This is a genomic window from Methylobacterium sp. J-072, from assembly GCF_022829425.1.
Lineage (GTDB): Bacteria > Pseudomonadota > Alphaproteobacteria > Rhizobiales > Beijerinckiaceae > Methylobacterium.
Genome location: NZ_JAKSYK010000165.1, coordinates 1 through 20882 on the forward strand (window position 1 = coordinate 1; position 20882 = coordinate 20882).

General features: G+C 68.8%; 25 protein-coding genes and 1 pseudogene. 19 read left to right on the forward strand and 7 right to left on the reverse strand.

The window, feature by feature from the left end; genetic code table 11:
• Positions 1-393: 393 nt before the first annotated feature.
• From MKK67_RS18590 to MKK67_RS18610, 5 genes are all read left to right on the forward strand, one after another.
• Positions 394-1074, forward strand: a complete 681-nt coding sequence (locus tag MKK67_RS18590) for an amino acid ABC transporter permease (RefSeq protein WP_243967653.1) — start codon at positions 394-396, stop codon at positions 1072-1074.
• Positions 1071-1826: an amino acid ABC transporter ATP-binding protein gene (locus MKK67_RS18595; protein WP_243967655.1), complete on the forward strand. Its 756-nt coding sequence runs from the start codon at positions 1071-1073 to the stop codon at positions 1824-1826. Before MKK67_RS18590 ends, MKK67_RS18595 begins: the two co-directional genes overlap by 4 nt.
• Before the next feature lie 410 nt (positions 1827-2236).
• Positions 2237-2986 carry a Crp/Fnr family transcriptional regulator gene (locus MKK67_RS18600; protein WP_243967657.1) on the forward strand — a complete coding sequence of 250 codons (750 nt, stop codon included), beginning with the start codon at positions 2237-2239 and terminating at the stop codon, positions 2984-2986.
• Positions 2987-3158: 172 nt separating this feature from the next.
• Positions 3159-3353, forward strand: coding sequence for a hypothetical protein (locus MKK67_RS18605; RefSeq protein WP_243967659.1), 195 nt, complete (start codon positions 3159-3161; stop codon positions 3351-3353).
• A 112-nt stretch (positions 3354-3465) separates the two neighbouring features.
• Entirely contained in the window at positions 3466-4206 is a 741-nt protein-coding gene (locus tag MKK67_RS18610) for a DUF4336 domain-containing protein (RefSeq protein ID WP_243967660.1), read from the forward strand.
• Between the two features lie 22 nt (positions 4207-4228).
• Here the strand turns inward: MKK67_RS18610 and MKK67_RS18615 are convergent, their stop codons facing one another.
• The gene (locus MKK67_RS18615; RefSeq protein WP_243967662.1) at positions 4229-4513 is read right to left on the reverse strand and encodes a hypothetical protein; all 285 of its coding nucleotides are present in this window, start codon (positions 4511-4513) and stop codon (positions 4229-4231) included.
• 76 nt (positions 4514-4589) lie between these two features.
• Positions 4590-4946, reverse strand: coding sequence for a hypothetical protein (locus MKK67_RS18620; RefSeq protein WP_243967665.1), 357 nt, complete (start codon positions 4944-4946; stop codon positions 4590-4592).
• A gap of 95 nt (positions 4947-5041) precedes the next feature.
• Between MKK67_RS18620 and MKK67_RS18625 the strand changes: the two genes are divergently transcribed.
• A complete protein-coding gene (locus MKK67_RS18625; protein WP_243967667.1) occupies positions 5042-5431 on the forward strand; it encodes a hypothetical protein in 390 nt (129 codons plus the stop codon).
• A 35-nt stretch (positions 5432-5466) separates the two neighbouring features.
• Here MKK67_RS18625 and MKK67_RS18630 read toward each other — a convergent pair whose 3' ends face one another.
• A complete protein-coding gene (locus tag MKK67_RS18630; protein WP_243967669.1) occupies positions 5467-5709 on the reverse strand; it encodes a hypothetical protein in 243 nt (80 codons plus the stop codon).
• A 157-nt stretch (positions 5710-5866) separates the two neighbouring features.
• Between MKK67_RS18630 and MKK67_RS18635 the strand changes: the two genes are divergently transcribed.
• Positions 5867-6100 carry a DUF2171 domain-containing protein gene (locus MKK67_RS18635; RefSeq protein WP_243967671.1) on the forward strand — a complete coding sequence of 78 codons (234 nt, stop codon included), beginning with the start codon at positions 5867-5869 and terminating at the stop codon, positions 6098-6100.
• A gap of 9 nt (positions 6101-6109) precedes the next feature.
• Here MKK67_RS18635 and MKK67_RS18640 read toward each other — a convergent pair whose 3' ends face one another.
• Positions 6110-6436, reverse strand: coding sequence for a hypothetical protein (locus MKK67_RS18640; RefSeq protein ID WP_243967674.1), 327 nt, complete (start codon positions 6434-6436; stop codon positions 6110-6112).
• Between the two features lie 242 nt (positions 6437-6678).
• Between MKK67_RS18640 and MKK67_RS18645 the strand changes: the two genes are divergently transcribed.
• The 6 genes from MKK67_RS18645 to MKK67_RS18670 all read left to right on the forward strand — a co-directional run bounded on the left by MKK67_RS18645 (position 6679) and on the right by MKK67_RS18670 (position 10989).
• Positions 6679-7050, forward strand: coding sequence for a hypothetical protein (locus tag MKK67_RS18645; protein ID WP_243968005.1), 372 nt, complete (start codon positions 6679-6681; stop codon positions 7048-7050).
• Between the two features lie 60 nt (positions 7051-7110).
• The gene (locus MKK67_RS18650; protein ID WP_243967676.1) at positions 7111-7392 is read left to right on the forward strand and encodes a hypothetical protein; all 282 of its coding nucleotides are present in this window, start codon (positions 7111-7113) and stop codon (positions 7390-7392) included.
• A gap of 335 nt (positions 7393-7727) precedes the next feature.
• On the forward strand, positions 7728-8219 hold the full coding sequence (locus tag MKK67_RS18655) for a MucR family transcriptional regulator (protein ID WP_243967678.1): 492 nt from the start codon (positions 7728-7730) through the stop codon (positions 8217-8219).
• A gap of 169 nt (positions 8220-8388) precedes the next feature.
• Positions 8389-8532 carry a hypothetical protein gene (locus tag MKK67_RS18660; protein ID WP_243967680.1) on the forward strand — a complete coding sequence of 48 codons (144 nt, stop codon included), beginning with the start codon at positions 8389-8391 and terminating at the stop codon, positions 8530-8532.
• Between the two features lie 36 nt (positions 8533-8568).
• Positions 8569-9882, forward strand: a complete 1314-nt coding sequence (locus MKK67_RS18665) for an MFS transporter (RefSeq protein ID WP_243967682.1) — start codon at positions 8569-8571, stop codon at positions 9880-9882.
• A 51-nt stretch (positions 9883-9933) separates the two neighbouring features.
• Positions 9934-10989, forward strand: a complete 1056-nt coding sequence (locus MKK67_RS18670) for a serine endopeptidase (protein WP_243967684.1) — start codon at positions 9934-9936, stop codon at positions 10987-10989.
• A gap of 112 nt (positions 10990-11101) precedes the next feature.
• On the opposite strand, the gene MKK67_RS18675 is transcribed toward MKK67_RS18670, so the two are convergent.
• Together MKK67_RS18675 and MKK67_RS32960 are read right to left on the reverse strand one after the other, a co-directional pair.
• Complete coding sequence (locus tag MKK67_RS18675) at positions 11102-12778, reverse strand: ATP-binding protein (RefSeq protein WP_409568418.1); 1677 nt, start codon at positions 12776-12778, stop codon at positions 11102-11104.
• Positions 12770-13243, reverse strand: a pseudogene (locus MKK67_RS32960) (PAS domain-containing protein); the annotation flags it as partial. The pseudogene MKK67_RS32960 and the gene MKK67_RS18675, both read right to left, overlap by 9 nt.
• A gap of 434 nt (positions 13244-13677) precedes the next feature.
• On the opposite strand from MKK67_RS32960, the gene MKK67_RS18680 reads away from it, so the two are divergent.
• The gene (locus tag MKK67_RS18680; protein WP_243967712.1) at positions 13678-15153 is read left to right on the forward strand and encodes a protein adenylyltransferase SelO; all 1476 of its coding nucleotides are present in this window, start codon (positions 13678-13680) and stop codon (positions 15151-15153) included.
• 13 nt (positions 15154-15166) lie between these two features.
• On the opposite strand, the gene MKK67_RS18685 is transcribed toward MKK67_RS18680, so the two are convergent.
• A complete protein-coding gene (locus MKK67_RS18685; RefSeq protein ID WP_243967714.1) occupies positions 15167-15385 on the reverse strand; it encodes a hypothetical protein in 219 nt (72 codons plus the stop codon).
• Positions 15386-15849: 464 nt separating this feature from the next.
• Here MKK67_RS18685 and MKK67_RS18690 point away from each other — a divergent pair, with 464 nt between their 5' ends.
• From MKK67_RS18690 to MKK67_RS18710, 5 genes are all read left to right on the forward strand, one after another.
• A complete protein-coding gene (locus MKK67_RS18690; RefSeq protein WP_243967716.1) occupies positions 15850-16035 on the forward strand; it encodes a hypothetical protein in 186 nt (61 codons plus the stop codon).
• Positions 16036-16161: 126 nt separating this feature from the next.
• On the forward strand, positions 16162-16560 hold the full coding sequence (locus MKK67_RS18695; RefSeq protein ID WP_243967725.1) for an MliC family protein: 399 nt from the start codon (positions 16162-16164) through the stop codon (positions 16558-16560).
• A gap of 273 nt (positions 16561-16833) precedes the next feature.
• Positions 16834-17856, forward strand: coding sequence for a glycosyltransferase family 2 protein (locus MKK67_RS18700; RefSeq protein ID WP_243967727.1), 1023 nt, complete (start codon positions 16834-16836; stop codon positions 17854-17856).
• Between the two features lie 556 nt (positions 17857-18412).
• The gene (locus MKK67_RS18705) at positions 18413-19669 is read left to right on the forward strand and encodes an NAD(P)/FAD-dependent oxidoreductase (protein ID WP_243967734.1); all 1257 of its coding nucleotides are present in this window, start codon (positions 18413-18415) and stop codon (positions 19667-19669) included.
• Positions 19670-19692: 23 nt separating this feature from the next.
• Positions 19693-20694, forward strand: coding sequence for a 4-hydroxyproline epimerase (locus tag MKK67_RS18710; protein ID WP_243967745.1), 1002 nt, complete (start codon positions 19693-19695; stop codon positions 20692-20694).
• Positions 20695-20882 lie beyond the last annotated feature (188 nt).

The following is a 20882-nucleotide window of genomic DNA, read 5'->3' on the forward strand; positions in this document are numbered from 1 at the left end:
AGCGCCATCTCGCGGATCGCAGTCCGGTCCTCATCGAGCCCGAAACTCATGGGCATCACTCCAATAGGTCAGAACGGACGCTTCCCTCCCCCCTCTGCGGGGGAGGGTGGCCCCTGCGTCAGCAGGGGTCGGGAGAGGGGAACCCGGGTTCAGCAAATGACGCAACGGGCACGACGGACAAAGCCCCATCCTGCACCGTGGCTCCCCTCTCCCGACCTCCTTCGGGGGCCACCCTCCCCCGCAGAGGGGGGAGGGAGCGCGCGTGGTATCGCCGGACCGGGTGCCTTGCTGCGCCCCGGGCGATCCCCAGCTGGCCCAGCCAAAAATCCCCCGCGCGATCCGCGGCGCAAAGCCGTATAGACCCTCGCCCGATCCCGCAGGAAACACCGTCCCGTGCCGCACTGGCTCGACCTCATGCTCCAGTCGCTCGGGCCGCTGCTCGAAGCCTGTCTCCGGTTCACGATACCGCTGACGCTGATCGCCTTCGTGCTCGGGCTGAGCCTCGCCCTGGTGATCGCCCTCACGCGGCTGTTCGGGCCGCGGCCGCTGGCGGCTCTGGCCTGGACCTATGTCTGGATTTTTCGCGGCACGCCGCTCCTCGTGCAGCTGTTCGTGATCTTCTACGGCCTGCCGAGCGTCGGCATCCTGATCGACGCGTTTCCGGCGGCGGTGATCGGCTTCACCCTCAATATCGGCGCCTACGCCTCGGAGATCGTGCGCGCCGCGATCGCGTCGATCCCGAAGGGGCAGTGGGAGGCCGCCTACGCCACCGGCATGACCCCGGCGCAGGCGATGCGCCGCACGATCCTGCCCCAGGCGGCGCGGGTGGCGGTGCCGTCCCTGTCCAACACCTTCATCGCCCTGGTGAAGGATACCTCGCTCGCCGCCGCCATCACGGTGCCGGAGATGTTCCAGGCGGCCCAGCGCATCGTCGCGGTCACCTACGAGCCGCTGATCCTCTACGTCGAGGCGGCGCTCATCTACCTCGTGCTGTGCTCCGCCCTGTCCTGGCTCCAGAGCCGGCTGGAGCGACGGCTCGGACGCTACGGCGGCTACCTGGAGGCCCGGGCATGATCGCCCTCCAGGCCATCGAAAAACGCTTCGGCGACACTCCGATCCTGCGCGGCATCGACCTGACGGTGCCGGAGGGCCAAGTCACGGCGCTGATCGGCCCGTCGGGCTCGGGCAAGTCGACGCTGCTGCGCTGCGTGAACCTGCTGGAGATCCCGCAGGCCGGCACGCTGGTGCTCGGCGACCAGCGCCTGGAGTTCCGGCCCAGCGCGCCGCCGGCCCGGCGGGACGTGCTCGCGGTGCGCCGCCAGACCGGCATGGTGTTCCAGAATTTCCAGCTGTTTCCCCACCGCACGGTGATCGAGAACATCACCGAGGGGCTGATCACGGTCGGCAAATGGCCGAAGGACGCGGCCCGGGTCCGGGCGCTGGAATTGCTGGAGCGGGTCGGCCTCGCCCACAAGGCCGAGGCCTGGCCGGCGAGCCTCTCCGGCGGCCAGCAGCAGCGGGTGGCGATCGCCCGGGCGCTGGCCCCCTCCCCGCGCCTGCTGCTCTGCGACGAGCCGACTTCGGCGCTCGATCCCGAACTCGCCGCCGAGGTGGTGGACGTGCTGGCCGGCCTCGCCCGCGAGGGCATGACCATGCTGATGGCGACCCACGACCTGCGCCTCGCCCGGCGGGTCGCCGACGCGGTGGTGTTCCTCGACGGCGGCACCTTCGTGGAGCAGGGCCCGCCCGCCGAGCTGTTCGCCCGGCCCGCCGATCCGCGCACCCGCCGCTTCGTCCAGACGCTGCTTGGCGAGGTCACGGGCTGAGGCTCAGCCGGAGAGGCAGCGCAGGCTCAGGAGGTCGTCGCAGGCCATGCCGCAGCCGGGTGAGGACCGGACATCGACCGATACGTCCGAGATGATCATGCGATATTGGACAGATCAAACCTCATCTCGAAAGATGGCGATCAGGCTTCTGACTCGATCGTCAGAACCGTTCCGGTGCAAATGCGGTCGTTCGCGTGGGATCGTATCCGCATGACGCGCCAATGCATCGAAAAGCCCAATGGTAAGAAATTTACATTGGATCGAAGACGGCATTCGGACGCACTTTTCTGTCAAATTCTTACGTTGCAGCGACCGAAACCAGGCCTTAGCGGAGGTGGGTTGTCGGCTACGTCCAGGGCGCCGACGATTGAGGGACCGCTTGTGCCCTGGCCCGATACGCATGAGACCCCGTGGCACAGCTTCAGCAGGCCAATCTGGGCAACCGCCTTCTCCGGGCGCTCGCACCGGACGATTTCTTGGCGCTGCAGCCCGCGTTGCGCCCGGAAGACATGGCCGTCCGGCAGATCCTGATCGCCCCCAAAACGAAGATCGAGACCGCCTACTTCGTGGAGGCCGGCATCGTCTCCGTGACGAACGACGGCGCGCGCGGCCGGGTGGAGATCGGGCTGATCGGCCGCGAAGGTTTGGTCGGGGCCGCCCCCGTCCTGCTCGGTGACGACCGCACCCCCTACACACATTTCGTGCAGGCGCCCGGCTACATGCTGTCGATCGATGCGCGCGTGCTGCTTGGGGTGGTGGAGGCACGTCCGGCCATGCGCCTCGTGCTGCTCCGCTACATCCACACCCACTTCGCCCAGACCGCGCAGACGGCCTTCGCCAATGCGCGGGGCAACACCCCGATGCGGCTGGCCCGGTGGTTGCTGATGTACCAGGACCGGAGCGACGGCGACGCCGTGATGGTCACGCACGAGTTCATGTCGCTGATGCTGGGCGTCGAACGGCCCGGTGTGACGGCCGCCCTGAGACGGCTTGAGCGGGACGGCTTCGTGCGCAAGCACCGCGGCCTCGTCGAGATCATCGACCGCGAGGGCCTGCTCGACCTCGCGGGCGACAGCTACGGCACGGCCGAGGCCGAGTATGACCGTCTGATCGGTGGGTTCGGTGCCGGAATCCGCAGCAACTTGGTGGCGTCGTCTTAGAGCCGTTGATTCAACGCCCTCGCTGACGCCGAACCGGTATCCACTTCGGCGGCGCCTGCTGTAGCGGCCGCCAGGATCGATGGCGGCTCCTCCCGCGTTCTTCCGGTAAGCGTGCCGCCCAAGGAGGATCGTCGTGGGACTTAGTGCTTTCGTTTTCTTCGTCGTGCCCTGGATGCTCGTCGCGGCCTGGCTGTTCCGGTCATCGGGCGGTTTCCGGATGGGCGTGCCAGCGACGCCCTGGCGCGCGTTGACGGACTTTCCGGATCCTCAGCGAGACCAGCGGACCATGGTCGACACCAGCACCGTACCGAAAGGCGCGGCGACGGATACCGATGACGACAAGCACCGGCCGTTCCAGGCGGGGTGAGCGAGAAGCTGAGGAATCGGGGCTGCGGCGATCCATCCGGGAAACCCTGTGCCCTCCGCCGGTTGCCTGACGATCCGGCCCTGGCGCCGGAGGCAACCGAGAGGACCGGGCCTTGCCTGAAGCGACGTATCCGCCCCTCGACGTGCTCAAGCCCGTGGCCGAGGGCGTCTGGATCGTCGACAGCGGTCCCCTGCGGATCCTCGGGATGCCGCTCCCCGTCCGGATGACGGTGGTCCGGCTCGGCGACGGCAGCCTGTGGCTCCACTCGCCGACGCGCTACGATGCGGCCCTGCACCGGGCGATCGCGGCGCTCGGGCCGATCCGCCACCTCGTCGCGCCCAATATCGCGCATTGGACCTTCCTGAAGGACTGGCAGAGCCATTGCCCGGAGGCCCTGACCTGGGCCGCCCCGAACCTGCGCCAGCGCCGCCAGGTCCGCCGCGCCGGCCTGCGGATCGACCGCGTGCTCGACGACGCGGCGCCGCCCGAATGGGCGTCGGACCTGCGCCAGATCGTAGTTCCGGGCGGCCTCGGCTTCCGCGAGGTCGCGTTCTTCCACGGGCGCAGCCGGACGCTAATTCTGACCGATCTCGTGCTCAACCTGGAGCCGGCCAAGATGCCGGCGCTCCTGCGGCCGCTGCTGCGCCTGGCCGGCATGACCGCGCCGGAGGGCCAGCCGCCGCCCTACCTACGCCTGGTGATCAAGCTGCGCCGGCGCGATACCGCGCGGGCCGCGGCGGAACTCGTCGCGCTCAAGCCCGACGCCGTGATCTTCGCGCACGGGCTGTGGTTCGCCCAGGGCGGCACCGACCGCCTGCGACGCTCGCTGCGCTGGCTCGGCGATTTTTCTTGAGCCCGCGGCGGCTTGCGGTCTCTTAAATGTCCTCCCGGTCAGAATCCGGCGCCTCGGCATCCTCCGCCGCGCCGGAGCCGTCCAGGGATTTGGCCAGCTCCATCAGCACCTCTTCGACCATGGGCGGCCACGGCACCCTCTCCTCGTCGAGGAGCCGAGCGGCGCCGACCAGGGCGTTGATCTGCTCCTCGTAGACCGGCCGCTGGACCAGCTGCGCGTACCGGACCCGGGCAGCCAGGGCGGTCGCGAGGCGCTGGACTTCTGCGATCCGTGCGCTCGACGCGCCGGCGCCATCCCGGTTGCCCATCCCTCACCCCTCTCGAATCCGCGCGGGGTCTAGATAGGCCCCAGGACAGGGCCGCGGGGCAATCCCGTCGGCGCGCTCAGCTCGACCGGCGCGCATCCTCAATGAGGCGGGGCGCGACCTCGGCGAGGAGCTTCCGCTTTCCGGACCTGTGGCGGACGAAGTCGTCGAGGGGCTTGCAGGCCGGCAGGCCGGGCGCGTCGCTCGGTGCCGCGACGGCGGCGACCTCCGGTGGTGACGCATCCTCCGTCAACTCGACCCGCTGGCCGATCAGATAGGCTTCCAGATCGATGAGCCGGTGGCGCAACCGCCAGATGTCGTTCTCGACGCCGTTCAACTGAACCAGCAGATCGGACACGGTCCCCTCACGGGCCGCGATGGCGGCCAGGACACTGGCCCGCTCGTTCAGCAGCACGGCCTTGACGGTCGGGTTCATGGTAGCCCCTCGATCGTGAGGGTGCCACTAACCGGCGGTCCAGCTTGGCCGGCAAGCCTCAATAGGGCTTAGCCGATACCCCGGATGGTGGGGCCGTGATCCTGGCCAGCCGAGCGCCACGCGAAGGTGATCCTTGCATTCCGCTCATGCGCGAAAACGGAACTTTCGACCGGCAGGTGCGTCAGTTCCACGCAGATAAAAAGCGCCGGGAGGTACCTATGCGCGCGCCCCTGAAGATCGCCACGCTCGTCGTTCTGGCCCTGGGCACGCAGCCCGTCTGGGCCCAACCCGTGAGCCAGACGGGAACCGGAGGCGGCCCGGCCACGGCCGCGAAAGCACCCCACACTGCGGCCACCGGCCAGACGGTGCCGAACCCCGGCGCGCTCGGACCCAACGAGACCGGCAGCATCGAGCGGCGCAGCCCGCTCGAGCAGCGCAACGACGCGATCACCCGCGGCATCTGCATCGGCTGCGCGCGCCAGTAGCGGTCTTCGGAGTGCAGGGCGATCGGATCGCCCTGCTAGCTCTCCGCCCGCAGGCTCTTGATGATGCGGCTGGCGATCTTGCGCACGGCCGCGTCGTCCCGCTCCGCACCCTCGGCCCGGTCCCATAGGTGGTCCAGGCTGCGGTCGAGCTCGTCCAGCAGCTCCGGATGGCGCTGGGCGAGGAAGCGGATCGTGCCGAACAGCAGGTGCTCGGTCGCCATCTCGTGCCGACGGGCGTCGGCGACTTGGTCCAGCGGGGCGGGCGTTGAATCGGTCATGGCGGATCAACGAGCCGCGCCTGCACCGGTTCAGCGGCGCCCGCGCGGTGCGACGCCGCGGAGCCCGCCCCCCCCTGACGGCCTGGGTCTGGATGGCGCGGCCCGGAACTGCGCCGCCCGGCGCGCGGTTTGACGCGGCACGACAGGGAGAAAACCGATGGTTGATGCCGCCCAGATTCAGGAACACGCCGAGGTTGTTGGCTCGGACGGAGCCCATGTCGGCACGGTCGATCACATCGACAAAGGCGAGATCAAGCTGACCAAGCGCGATGCGGCGGCGGGCGGCCTGCACCATTTCATACCACTCGATTTCGTCCGGGCCGTCGAGGGCGGCAAGGTCCATCTCGACCGGCCAGCCGACGAGGTGAAGCGCGAGTGGTCGACCTCCTGACCGGCGGCGTCAGCGCCGGAGACCGCCGATCCAGGCGGTGAGCGGCTCCACGAACGCCGCCCAGGTCCGGGACCAGACGGTCCCGGTCCGGCCATCCTGCGTCGGTCCGGCGGCCATGAGCGAGGCCACGAACGCATCCTCCTGGGCCTTGCATTCGTCGAGGGCGTTGCGCTCGTCCCCGGCCCGGCTCTGACCGGGCGGCTGGTGGGCGTAGGATTCCCGCAGGCAGCGGTGCCAGGCCAGCTCGAGCGCGCGCGGATCGGCCGGCGCGGCCGCCATCGCGACCGACCCGGCACCGATTAGGACGAGCATCGCGAGAGGGCTGAGCACGGGCATGCGCATCCCGCTCTTATGCCCGATTCGCCGATCCTTTGCCTAGAACGAACGAGCAACAGTGGCGCGATCGGGAGCCTCCCCGACCGCGCGCGGCGCTAACCCTTTGCGATCACGCCGAACTCGGCAACACGCCGGTGCTGCGTCGGCTTTCTGCGTCCGGGCCGCCGAACTGCAACAGCTTCCGGTCCGCAGGCCCTGTATGCGGAGAGGTCGGCGCGGTGTTCCGAGACGCGGGGCTCATGATGGACAAGTGGGTGCTGAGCCTAGTGCGACTTGCAGCCTGGATCCTCGTCGCGGCGATCGTCGCGATCACGCTGGTGCCGATCGGCCTGCGCCCGGTGGTGACGGCCAACCCGAGCTTCGAGCGGGCGGCCGCCTACGCGCTGGCCGGGCTGCTCCTGACGCTGGGCTACCCGCGGCGCTGGCCCTGGATCCTGCTCGGCGCCGTCCTGCTGGCCGGCGGCCTGGAAGCCGGTCAGACGCTGACCGGCACGCGCCACGGCCGGTTCGACGATTTCCTGGTGAAGGCGGCGGCGGCCGTCGCTGGCGGGATCGTCGGCCTCGCGGTCGCCTCCTGGACGGCCCGGCACCTGCAGGCCCGCACGAGCGGCTGAGGCGGAAACCGCCGAGCTTCCGGGACGTTGTCGTCCCGGGCTCTCATGCGAGGTGCTGCGATGTTCGGCGCAGGCAAGCTCACGGGGCGGTTCTGGTTTCGGAAAACATGGACGGGCAAGCTGATCCTGCTCGTCGAGGAAGAGAAGCCGCGGTGGTTCAGCCGCCGGCATCTGACCAAGCTGCGCTGGCGCGACGCGCGGCTGCTCGATCTGGCCGAGGCGCCGATGCGCACGCTGATGAATCTGGAGCGCAGCTACCGGGCGGATTACGCGTCGCGCGCAACGCCGCCGAGCAAGCACGGGGCGATCCCGACGCCGATCGCACGCGCCGCCAACGCCTGAGCGCAAGGGCGCGGGCCGAGCATGAAGGGCAAGGCTCGGCCCGCCTGTCGTTCGGCTTCCTGCCCCGCGAAGCCGGAGCGACGCTTCGAGAGACCACGGCGCCGTTAAGACTTCCTGAACGGCGCCGCCGCGCGGTCGATCCGCGCAAGTTGCCGAGGGCATGGGCAGAATAGCGCTGTGCCGGGTCGGCTGTTGCGGGATAACCACTTTATGCTGGTATTCAACAGATACTTTGACCAACAACAGGGGCGATCACCTGTTTTTGCTCAGATAGGCGCTTGACTGGCGGCAGATAGAGCGATGTTCATCGCGCAGTTCCGCATCGAGAGCCGCCCATGGAAGACGACACCGCGTTTCCGCAAGACGATCAGGTCGATGTCATCGCTCTGACCGCCGACATCGTGTCGGCTTACGTGTCCAACAACTCCGTGCCGATGCCCGAACTGCCGACCCTGCTGGCGCGTGTTCACGAGGCCCTGAGCGGCCTGGGTCAGGTCGGCGCGCCCGCCGAGCCGGAGCCGAAGAAGATCACCTCCGGCCAGGTCCGGAAGTCGATCACCCCCGACGCGCTGATCAGCTTCATCGACGGCAAGCCGTACAAGACGCTGAAGCGGCACCTCACGGGGCACGGCCTGACCATTGAAACGTATCGGGAGCGCTTCGGGCTGCCGCGCGACTACCCGACGACGGCCGCCAACTACTCGGCCATGCGCGCCGAGTTCGCTCGGACCGCGGGCCTCGGCCACAAGCGCCGGAAGTCGACCCCGAAATCCGCCGAGACCGGCGAGGCGCCGGCGAAGGCCGCCCGAGCCCGAAAGCCCGCGTAGGGTTACACACGGTCCGGAAACCGGCGACAAATCGGAAGTCCTCACGCGGTGACGACTTCCGATCATCGGGCTTTCGCGGTAGATCGGCTGGCCAGGATCGGCATTCGAACCGACCGGCCGCGAGGAAACCCGAGATGAACCGCACGCGATGCGCCGCGGCGACCCTCTGATGCCGTCCGGAACCGATCCCGGCGCGGGCGACCGGGCCGCCCTGTTCGGCGCGACCTGCGCGACCGCCTGCCTCTCCGCGATCGAACTCTTCGTCGCCGGATCGCCGAACCGGCGTTCCCGGAGCCTGCGCCCGCACCCGTGAGCGGCCCGGAGACGGCCGCCGACGAGGAGGATCACCATGGCCGAGTCTGAAATCGAACGCTCGGCGATGCGCCGCATCGGGTGGCGGCTCGTGCCGTTCCTGATCCTCGCCTATTTCGTGTCCTTCCTGGACCGGGTGAATGTCGGCTTCGCGGCCATCCAGATGAACCACGATGTCGGGCTGACCGCGACCGTGTTCGGCTGGGGCGCCGGGATCTTCTTCCTCGGCTATTTCTTGATGGAGGTGCCCAGCAACCTGATGCTGGAGCGCTTCGGGGCCCGGCTCTGGATCGCCCGGATCATGGCGACCTGGGGCGTCATCTCCATGGCCATGGCGCTGGTGCAGGGGCCGTGGTCGTTCATCGGCCTGCGCTTCCTGCTCGGCGTCGCCGAGGCCGGGTTCTTCCCGGGCGTGATCCTGTACCTGACCTACTGGTTCCCCTCGGCCTACCGGGCGCGGATCGTCGGCATCTTCATGATCTCGATCCCGATCTCGTCGTTCCTGGGCTCGCCGATCTCCGGGGCGCTGCTGGGCCTCAGCGGCTGGGGGCTCGCCGGCTGGCAATGGCTGTTCATCCTGGAGGGCCTGCCCGCACTCCTGATGGCCGGGGCCGTACTGTGGTTCCTGCCCGACGGGCCGCGGCACGCGGCGTGGCTACCCCCCGCCGAGCGGGACTGGCTGGAGGGACGCCTGCGGGAGGAATCCGCCCGCAACGCCGCCCGCACCGGCGGGACCGGCTCGCCGTCGCTGGGGACCATGCTGCGCGACCGCCGGCTGATCCTGTTCGCCGCGATCTATTTCGGCTCGACCGCCAGCAGCTACGGCCTGACCTTCTGGACGCCGCAGATCGTCAAGAGCTACGGCCTGACCAATGTCGAGACCGGCCTCTTGAACAGCATCCCCTACGGCGTCGCCTCCGTGGCGATGATCCTGTGGGGCCGGCACAGCGACCAGGTCGGCGAGCGGCGCTGGCACCTCGCCATCCCGTTCCTGGTCCTGGCGGCGGGGCTCGCGGGCGGCACGGTCCTGTCCGGCATCCTGCCGCTGGTCGGCGCGCTGACCGTGGCGGCGGTGGGCGTCTACATGCTGAAGGGGCCGTTCTGGGCCCTGGCGACCGAGGAGCTGCCGCCGGCCGCGGCCGCAGCCAGCATCGCGGCGATCAACGCGGTCGGCAATCTCGGCGGTTTCCTCGGCCCCTACCTGATCGGCACCATCAAGGACGCCACCGGCAGCTTCACCCTGGCCCTCACGCCGCTGATCCTGTTCGCCCTGATCTCGGCCGGGCTGTCGCTCGTCCCGGGCCGGGCGCGCGCCGTACCGGCTGTACCGGGGACCGCGCCGGCCCGCTGACCGCCGGCTTATGCTAGAGCTTGCGGACAGTGGGTCTGTGGAGTCGACGGCGTGCGTGCTGGGTCCCGATTGTCCGAGCGTTGGTTCAACCTCGCCCTCTGGCTCGTGGCGCTGCTGTTCGCGTGGTTCCTGATCGGGCTGGGCTCCCTGGTCGTCGGCGACCTGCCGCAGGTGGAGCAGCGCTACACACTCGAGCAGTTCCTCGAACCCGACCAGGCCCGAGCCTCGACCGAGACGCTGAAGCAGATCCGCCGGGAGATGGACGACACCCGGCGCCGGACCGGACGGGACCAGCTCGCCCTGGAGGCGGCCCAGGCGGCGTCCGAGGGCGCCCGCGAGACCTTCGCCAACTGGTTGAAGACCCGGGACGCGACCCGGCGGGTCGACCAGGATCCCGGCCTGATCGACCGCACGAAGCAGCTCGACGCGCTGAAGGACGCCGAGCGGGCGGTCGAGGATCGGCTGACCGCGTTGGCCCAGGCGCAGGCCGACCTGTCCGAGCGGGAGCAGGACCAGATCCGCGTGGACAATGCCCTGCGCGCGGCGGCCCAGGAGAAGCTCGACGCGGCTGAGCGCGGCCAGGAGCTGCGGGTGTTCGGCTACCGGCTCGCCCTGACGCTGCCGCTGCTGGTGCTCGCCGGCTGGCTGCTGATGAAGCGGCGGCACGCGCGCAACTGGCCGTTCGTCTGGGGCTTCGCGTTCGCGGCCGCCTTCGCGTTCTTCGTCGAGCTGGTGCCGTACATGCCGAGCTACGGCGGCTACGTGCAGTACGGCGTCGGCGTGGTCGTCACGCTGGTGGGCGGGCGCGCGGCGATCAACGCCCTCCACGCCTACCGGGCGCGCCAGGCGCAGGTCGAAGCGCGGCCCGACGCGGAGCGCCGCACCGAGATCGCCACCGATCAGGCCCTGGCCCGGCTCGCCAAGAAGGTCTGCCCGGGCTGCGAGCGGCCGGCGGCGCTCGGCGATCCGAACACGAATTTCTGCCCGCATTGCGGACTCGGCCTGTTCGAGGATTGCCCGGCCTGCACGCAGCGCAAGAGCACCTTCGAGCGGTTCTGCCACGCCTGCGGCACCCCGGGCGCGGGCGCCGCGTTGCCGGCCGCCTAGAGCATCATCCCGAAAGGTGGTTGCTGCCTTTCGGAAAAAGATGATGCAAAACCAAGGTTATAGCGCATCGTCCCGGTTTCTATATCCGGGACGATGCGCTAGGGCGAAGCCCTCACTCGGCGGAGACCGGCACCGGCCGTCCGACCACCCGGCTCAGCACCCGCCCGAGCTGGTCGGCGGAATAGGGCTTGTGCAGCAGCTCAAAGCCGTGGGTGCCCTCCTGGGCCAGCACGTGGCTGTAGCCGGAGGTCAGCAGCACCGGCAGCTCCGGCAGCCGGCGCGCCAGCTCCTGGGCCAGCGCCAGCCCGCCCATGCCGGGCATGACCACGTCGGAGAACACCACCTCGAATCCGCCACCGTCCCGGCCGAGCCGCTCCAGCGCCGCCTCGGCATTGGCCGCCCAGACGGTCTCGTAGCCGAGATCCTGCAGGATCTGGGTGGCGAACTGGCCGACCTCGACATTGTCCTCGACCACCAGGACCCGCTGGCCCGCGCCGAGGGGCAGGATCGGCGCCGGGGCGGTCTCGGCCGCGTCGATCGCGTGATCCACGTCCACCTGCGGGAGATACAGGGTGAAGGTCGCCCCCTGCCCCGGCGCGCTGGTCACGTCGACGTTGCCGCCCGATTGCTTGGCGAAGCCGAACACCTGGGATAGGCCGAGCCCGGTGCCCTTGCCGACTTCCTTGGTGGTGAAGAACGGCTCGAACAGGCGGCCGAGATCGGCCTCCGAGATCCCGGCGCCGGTATCGGTCAGCGACACCGCGGCGAAGGCGGTGTCCGCCCCGGCATGGCCGCGGATCGCCGGCATGGTGCGGTTGCCCGCCAGCCGCAGGGTCAGGGTCCCCTCCCCGTCCATGGCGTCCCGGGCGTTGACCGCCATGTTGACCAGGGCGGTCTCGAACTGGCTGACATCGGCCCGGATGTAGCAGGGCGCGTCCGGCACCTCGGCGACCACCCGGACCCGGGCACCGATCACCGTATCGAGCATGTCGGCGATGCCGCGGACCTTCTGGCCGACATGGAACACCTCCGGCTTCAGCGCCTGCCGGCGCGCGAAGGCGAGGAGCTGGCCGGTGAGCTTGGCGGCGCGATCGACCGTGTCGGAGACGGCGTCGAGGTAGCGGGCCTTGCGCGCCTCCGGCAGGTCGGGCCGGCGCAGGAAGTCCACGGACGAGCGGATGATGGTCAGCAAGTTGTTGAAATCATGCGCCACGCCGCCGGTGAGCTGGCCGACCGCCTCCATCTTCTGCGACTGGCGCAGGGCGTCCTCGGTCCGCATCAGCTCGCTGGTCCGCTCGGCGACGCGCTGCTCCAGCGTGTCGGTCAGGGTGCGCAGCATCATGATGGCGCGGTCGCGCTCGGCCTCGACCGCCCGGCGGTCCTCGACGTTGATGAGTACGCCCGGGAAGCTGAGCGGCGTCCCGTCCGGCGCGAGATCGACCCGGCCGTTGGCCTCGATCCAGTAATATTTTCCGTCGGTGCGCCGGACCCGGTACTGGTGCGCGTAGGCGCCGCCGCGGGCGATCACCTCGTTGATCGCTGCGATCAGCCCCTGGCGGTCCTCCGGATGGACCGTGGCGATCACCTGCTCCAGGCTGAGCCCGACCCGCCCGAGGGCCGGATCGAGGCCGAAGCTGCGGGCGAAGGCCTCGTCCACGGTGAACTCGTCGGCCTGCAGATCCCACACCCAGGTGCCGATGATCGCGCCCGCCGACAAAGCGAGCTGGATCCGGTCGGCGTAGAGCTGGGCCAGCGCCTGGCTCGCCTTCAGCTGCTGCTCGGCGAGCACGCGCTCGGTGGTCTCGACCACGACGGCGATGACCCCGGCCGGCTCGCCGGCCTCATCGAGCACCGGCGAGTAATCGAGATTCATCCAGACCTGCTCGGGCCGGCCGTAGCGGTGCAGGGTGAGTTCCTGGTCCTTGTAGGACAGGGTGCCGCCGGCAAGGCCCACCCGCATGACGTTGTCGTTGAAATCGGCGACCTCGGGCCAGCCCTCGCGCACCTTCGAGCCCAGCAGCTGCGGATGCCGCCCGCCCGCGAAGGCCGAGTAGGCATCGTTGTAGATCATGATGCCGTCCGGTCCCCAGAGCAGCACGATCGGCACCGGCGACAGCAGCACGGTGCTGACCGCGGAGCGCAGGCTCTGGGACCAGGTCTCGATCGGGCCGAGCGGGGTGGTCGCCCAGTCATAGGCTCGGACGATCGCGCCGAGCTCGCCGCCCCCGGGCAGAAATGCGGCCGTGGCGCTCATGGCTGGCTTGGCCCGCGCGCTCGCGCGGCCGCCCACACCCGGTCGCGGGTCTCGCCGCCGTGCAGCGCCGCCCGCGATACGGGCTTCGGCAAGATCGATAGAGGTCCGCGCAGAGCCATGGCAGCGGCATCGCCCGTGGGGGCAAGTCTTACAAGCATGCGGTCGGCCGTGCCCGCATGTTTTCGTCTAGAGGCGCCATTCTGAGACCTGCCTGCCACAGTGCGGATCGACGGCTTCGGACCGGAGGCGGAGAGCCGGATGCCTGGGGCGAACGCACATCCCGGCGGTTCGGTCGCAAAATCGGCCGGCTGTTCGACGCCATGACTGTGCCGGGGGGCATCACGACGCCTGAGGGAACGCCGCGCGGCCTGAACCGTCTTCTCTGGATTGCGGCCGCGCTTGCTGGCCGCCGGGCGCGTTCATAGATGCCGTCGATGACCCCGATCCCCTTCGACAACAGCTACGCCCGCCTGCCGGAGCGTTTCTACGCCGCCCGGGCGCCCACACCCGTGGCGGCGCCGCGGCTGATCCGGCTCAACCGGGCGCTCGCCGAAGATCTCGGCCTCGATCCGGACTGGCTCGCCGGCCCCGAGGGGGTGGCGGCGCTGGCCGGAAACCAGGTTCCCGACGGCGCGACGCCCCTGGCTGCCGCCTATGCCGGGCACCAGTTCGGGCAGTTCGTGCCGCAGCTCGGCGACGGCCGGGCGGTTCTCTTGGGCGAGGTTGTCGACCGGGCGGGACAGCGCCGCGACATCCAGCTGAAGGGCTCCGGCCCGACACCGTTCTCCCGCCGGGGCGACGGCCGCGCGGCGCTCGGGCCGGTGCTGCGCGAGTACCTCGTCAGCGAGGCCATGGCGGCGCTGGGCATCCCGACCACGCGGGCGCTCGCCGCCGTGGCGACGGGCGAGCCGGTGGTGCGCGAGACCCTACTGCCCGGCGCCGTGCTGACCCGCGTGGCGGCGAGCCATATCCGGGTCGGCACCTTTCAGTTCTTCGCTGTCCGGGGCGATGTCGAGGGCCTGCGGGCTCTCGCCAACCATGTGCTGGCCCGGCACTATCCCGAGGCGGCCGGCGCGGAGAAACCGTACCGGGCGCTGCTCGAAGGCGTCGTGGCCCGCCAGGCCGCGCTGGTGGCGCGCTGGCTGCTGGTCGGGTTCGTCCACGGGGTGATGAACACCGACAACATGTCGGTGGCTGGCGAGACGATCGATTACGGCCCCTGCGCCTTCCTGGACGCCTACGATCCCCGGACGGTGTTCAGCTCGATCGACCAGCACGGGCGCTATGCCTACGGCGAGCAGCCGCGCATCGCCCTGTGGAACCTGACGCGCCTGGCCGAGACGCTGCTGCCGCTGCTGGCCGCCGACGAGACCGAGGCGGTCGCCGAGGCCGAAGCCGTCCTGGCGGGATACGCGCCGCGCTTCGAGGCTGCCTATCACAGCGGCCTCAATGCCAAGCTCGGGCTCACCGATCTGCGCGATGGTGACCCGGCGCTGGCCGGCGACCTGCTCAAGCGGATGGCCGAGAACCAAGCCGACTTCACCCGCACCTTCCGGGCTCTGTGCGCCGCCGCCTCAAACCCGGAGGCCGACGCCGCCGTGCGCGACCTGTTCGTCGATCCGACCGCCTATGACGGCTGGGCCTCGAACTGGCGCCAGCGCCTCGCCCAGGAAGCCCGCGCCCCCGCCGCGGCGGAAGCGGCGATGCGCCGGGTCAACCCGGCCTTCATCCCGCGCAACCATCGCGTCGAGGCGATGATCGCCGCGGCTCTGGAGCGTGGCGACTTCGCGCCGTTCGAGGAGCTGCTGACGGTGCTGTCCCGCCCCTACGACGACCAGCCCGCCATGGCCCGCTACGCCGAGGCGCCCGAGGGCGGCGGGGTCGGCTACCGGACGTTCTGCGGCACCTGAGCCGGCGCAACCTTCATAAGTGCGGCCACGCATAGATCTCGTGGACGCTGTCGCCGTCCTGGAACCAGTGCATCCGGGTTGCGGGGTTGAAGCCGTGCTCCCGGTAGGAGGCGGCGATCCCTGAAACGAGCGCCTGCGCCGCGAGCCGATCCGGAATCTCGTAGGCCAGGAGTCGCGGATGGCCCACACCCGCCTGTGCCCGGTTGCGAAGTAAGATGGAATAAGAGTTCATCTTTGTTGCACCTCAAACGTCATGATGCACGAAAGCAGAAGTCTGAGGCACCCCGCTTGTTCAACGGCGCCCTGAGTCAAGGTTAATGGATTTTAAGACAAAATCCGACATTTTATCTAGCGAAAGACTCATCCGTACGTTTCTGCACCATCCCCAGACCGTATCGGCTCGGCGGCGTCACGGGCCTGGATTCCCTTCCTAGAATGGGCTACCCGCCTGCCCGGGGCGGTACGTGCCGCCCTGGGGCGTGGAAACCCCTTGTTTGACGGTTTGGTGCCGACCGCGACGGCACCGGAATCCTTGACTGCGTGGTCGGGGAGCCTGCGGCGCATGTCCAGGTGTTCCGGCACTAAAGGTCGTAGGGACCGTTCAAACACGGTTTTCCAACTCCCCGACTGAGGGTGGTTGAGGAGGCTTGTCCGCGGGGACGTACCGCAGACACCAGCCTGTCGGAGAGGTAGCCCATGGGCTCCGACGATCCCGAGCTGCGCGCGCGCCAGCTCGCCGCCCTGCGCGCGGCCTACGAGGCCTGTGCCGCCCAAGCCGACGACCGCGCCGGCAGCGGCGTCGCGCTCCATGCCCGGGCGCTGCTGGGGCGGATCCTGGCGCTGCTGGGCGAGCTGAAGGACCACGCCGACCCCGGACGCTGACACGCGGCCCGGCGCGTGCCGGATGCTACCGTCCTGTCGACGATCTCGGGTCCGATGATCGCGTGACGAGCCGGTGCCGCGCGTTCACCTTTAAGGCCCCCAGTCGCGGCCAAGGGAGACTTGCTGATGCGAAGACTCGCGCAGGCCCTATGCCTTCTCTGCGAAATTTCAGCCTGGACCGGCGCCACCCGGGCGCTCGCCGCCGAAGAGCCCGCGCAGGCGACGGGCGACGCCATCCGCCCCGAACCGGCCCAGGCGCACAAGGTCGTCTTCTCCTGCCCCAAGGACCAGACCCTGACCGTCGCGTTCGTCACCGCAGGCCAAGCGGAGCAAGCCGTGGTCCAGCCGCCGAGCGGCTCCGCCGTGACGCTCCCGATTCAGCCGAGCGGTTCCGGCTTCCGCTATGCGGACGAGACGCACGAACTGCGCGGCAAGGGCCAGGAGGTGATCTGGACCGACGCGTCCAAGCGCCCGATCGTGTGCACCGAGCAGATGTCGGCCCCCTCCGGCACGTCACCGCGATAGCGCGCCAGCCTCCTGTGCGCCTCCGAACCGGCATCCCTTCCGACGGAGGGCCACCGAAAGCGGCGCCTCCGCGGCGCCGAACCCCTATCCCAGGCCCGCAAAGCGGATATCGGCCACGTGCCTTGAAGGTACGGATCGGCCTCAAATTTAATCCCGATCGAAATCGAACGCGTCGGCATTTACCGAAAGCCATAATACATGGATAATAGCAATATCTGGGGCGATCCAGACTTATGTTGATTTTGACGAGCTATAGTTACATAGGTAGACTCGATGACGCCTGAGAGACCGCGGCTCGCGATTATAATAAATTGCTACAACTACGAAAATTATGTCCGGCATTCGATCGAGAGCGTCGTTTCTCAGGATACAACACACTGCGATGTGATTGTCATCGATGACGGGTCCACGGACCGATCGTGGGATGAAATCGAGAAATTCGGTCTTCGATCGTTCCGGAAAGAGAACGGCGGCCAAGTGAGCGCGTGCCGATACGGCGTCTCCAAGACAGACGCGCCTTTCGTACTGTTCCTGGATGCCGACGACGAGCTGATGCCCGGCGCAATACAGAAAATCATCCTCCATCTCGACGAAGGAGTCGCGAAGCTTCAGTTCCCTCTGCTTCGGATCGACAGCACCGGATCCGTCATCGGCCCCGCCTTTCCGAAACTGGCCGACGCGCGCGACCGCGGCCTCTTCGTCGATGCAATCGAGAAGGCCGGCACCTACATCACTCCGCCGACCTCGGGCAATGTGTTCCGCAGGGATCTGTGCACGCTGCTGGACGACGCGCATTACGACTCCGCGGTCGACGGCATCATGCTGCTGGCCGCTCCGTTCTACGGCGATGTCGTGAGTCTTTCCGAGCCGCTCGGACGCTATCGGCTGCACAACAGGAACAAATCCGGCAGCAACCGGGTGCCGGCGCCGACGCTGCTCAGACGGCACCAGAAGCGATTTGTCGATCGCCTGTCCCACCTGAGAACGATATTAATCGAGAAGGATGGAAAATGTAATATCGGCAACTCGACAGAAATGTATATGTATTCTCGGTACAGAAATTACATCGATATCATTGAATTCCGGCGCATCACATGGAGGAGCGCCATCGTCACGGCAACATCTTTCCCGAGCTGGTACAATCCCATCAAGCGCCTGTCCGTCGTCGTGTTTTTGCTCGCGTGTTTGGTTCTGCCGCTTAGTACAATCCGATCGCTTCTTGAGGCACGTCTGACCAGGACTTGGCGGCCGGTGGTATCGAACATCCGCACGTTGGGCATGGCCCGGTCCGGCTGACGGCGCGTTGTCGGATCGCCTATTCGAGCCGGTTCTTTACGGCTGCGCGTGCACCTAGAGGGTTCATGCGGCCATCCATGCGCATGCCGACTCGACGGATCCGCCCTGCACAGCCAACGATCCCTGCGCGACCGTGGGGGACCCATGTCGAACTCGGACCTGATCCGCGCGGCGGTCCGAAGGCGGGTTCCGGTCCCTGCGCTGAGCAAATTCAGTCACTCGATCAAATATTTCTGGACCTTTGCACAATGCGCGCCGTATCCATTCAATATCAGTCCCGCACGCGATAGTCATTCAACAGGCGTTTTGCCAATACATTCGGATCGCCCTTGAATGTAGGTCCCTGAACGACGCGGGCCAGGAGGCATATGCGATCCGGATGCCTGCTGACGGCCCAGAATATGCGTCCTGAACCTTCAGAGACCTGACGATCGGCATGACGGACGCAATGACTATCTTTTACCGGAGCACCACGGGGGGCACGCCACCTGGCGCCCCCCTCGTCGTCGTCCGGTCCTGCAGGACGCGCCGGCTTCCGGCGGCGGCGCGCTAAACGATGGGCTCCTCTCCCTCCGAGCCGGGCGCCGTCATCGTCATCGGCGCAGGCGTCATCGGGTTGTCCGCCGCGCTCGCCCTGCGCGCCCGGGGCCTGTCGGTCACGGTGCTCGACCGCGAGGGCCCGGCGGCCGGGGCCAGCGCTGGCAATGCCGGGGCCTTCGCCTTCACCGACATTCTGCCGCTGGCCTCGCCCGGCATCCTCCGGAAGGCGCCGCGCTGGCTGCTCGACCCGCTCGGGCCGCTCTCGGTGCCGCCGGCCTACGCCCCGCGAATCCTGCCGTGGATGCTGCGCTTCTGGCGGGCCTGCGCGCCGGAGCGCGTCCGCCGGGCGACGGCCGCCCAGACCGCGCTCATGGATTGTTCGCGGGATGCGCTGGAGCCGTTCCTCACGGCGACGGGCACATCGGCGATGCTGCGCAAGGAGGGCAACCTCCAGGTCTACGAGGGGAGGCCCGAGTTCGAGGCCGCCCTGCCGGGCTGGCACGTGCGCGCGGATCACGGCATCGCCTTCGAGCACCTCGACGCCGCCGCGATGGCGGCGATCCAGCCGGGCCTGTCGCCGCGATTCACCCACGGGACATTCACGCCCGGCTGGTTCTCGATCGCGGACCCGAAGGACTACGTGCTCGCCCTGGCCGAGCGCCTGCGGGCCGAGGGCGGCACGATTGCGCGCGCCGCCGTGACAGCGCTCCGGCCCACGGAGGACGGCGTCGCCGTCGTGACGCAAGCCGGCACGCGCCACGCCGCGCAGGTCGTGGTCGCGGCCGGGGCGTTCTCGCACCGGATCGCCCGCAGCCTCGGCGAGCGGATCCCGCTGGAGACCGAGCGCGGCTACAACACGACCCTGCCCGAGGGCGCCTTCGACCTGCGCACGCAGGTCACCTTCGGCGGCCACGGCTTCGTGGTGACGCGCCTGTCGTCCGGCATCCGGGTCGGCGGCGCGGTGGAACTCGGCGGCCTCGACCGGCCGCCGGACTTCCGGCGCTCGGACGCGATGCTGCGCAACGCAAAACGCTTCCTGCCGGGCCTGAACACCGAGGGTGGTCGGCCCTGGATGGGGTTTCGCCCGTCGCTGCCCGATTCCCTGCCGGCGATCGGCCATGCCGCGGCCACGCGGCGGGTCGTCTACGCCTTCGGACACGGCCATCTCGGGCTGACCCAGTCGGCGGGCACGGCCCGCCTCGTCGCGGACCTCGTCACCGGCGCGCCGCCAGCGATCGACCTCGCGCCGTTCTCGCCCCAGCGCTTCCGATAGGGCTTCAAACAGGACTTGCCGCCATGGCCAACCACACCTTCTCCTGCCTCGACGGCCATACCTGCGGCAACCCGGTCCGCCTCGTCTCGGGCGGCGGCCCGATCCTCGAAGGCACGACCATGCTGGAGAAGCGCGCCCATTTCCTGCGCGCCTTCGACTGGATCCGCACCGGGCTGATGTTCGAGCCGCGGGGCCACGACATGATGTCGGGTTCGATCCTGTATCCGCCGACGCGGGCCGATTGCGACGTCGCGATCCTGTTCATCGAGACCAGCGGCTGCCTGCCGATGTGCGGCCACGGCACGATCGGCACGGTCACCATGGCGATCGAGAACGGCCTGGTCACCCCGCGCGAGCCGGGCAAGCTCGCCATCGATGCGCCGGCCGGCAAGGTGGAGGTGACCTACCGGCAGGAGGGCCGCTTCGTGGAGGAGGTGCGGCTGCGCAACGTGCCGGGTTATCTCCACGCCGAGGGGCTGACCGCGCAGGTCGAGGGCATCGGCGAGATCGTGGTCGATGTCGCCTATGGCGGCAACTTCTACGCCATCGTCGAACCGCAAAAAAACTTTCGGGACATGGCGGACCATTCCGCCGGCGAGCTCATCGCCCTGTCGCCTCGACTCCGGGCGGCGCTCAACGCCCAATACGACTTCGTCCATCCCGAGCATCCGGAGATCCGCGGCCTGTCCCACATTCTCTGGACCGGCGCGCCGCGCCATCCCGAGGCCCAGGCCCGCAACGCCGTGTTCTACGGTGACAAGGCAATCGACCGCTCGCCCTGCGGCACCGGTACCTCGGCCCGCATGGCGCAGCTCGCCGCCAAGGGCCGGCTGAAGGCCGGCGATGATTTCGTGCACGAGTCGATCATCGGCTCGCTGTTCCGCGGCCGGGTCGAGGCTGCCACGACCATCGCCGGCAAGCCTGCGATCGTGCCCTCGGTGGCCGGCTGGGCACGCCAGACCGGCATCAACACGATCTTCATCGACGACCGCGACCCGTTCGCGCACGGCTTCGTGGTGACGTAGCGCGGCAATTCGATAGGGGGCGGCCGACTTTCGGCAAAAGGACGCTTCAGATCAGGAGAGCCCGAACCGCGGAAGCAGATCCGAGAGAGTGACGGCACCCTCCGTCTCGTATCGCGTCCGTCCCCGCGAACCTTCGAGGGGACGGACGCCGCGTCTGGGGTCTGCCGAACGCGCCGGCCTAATGCGTG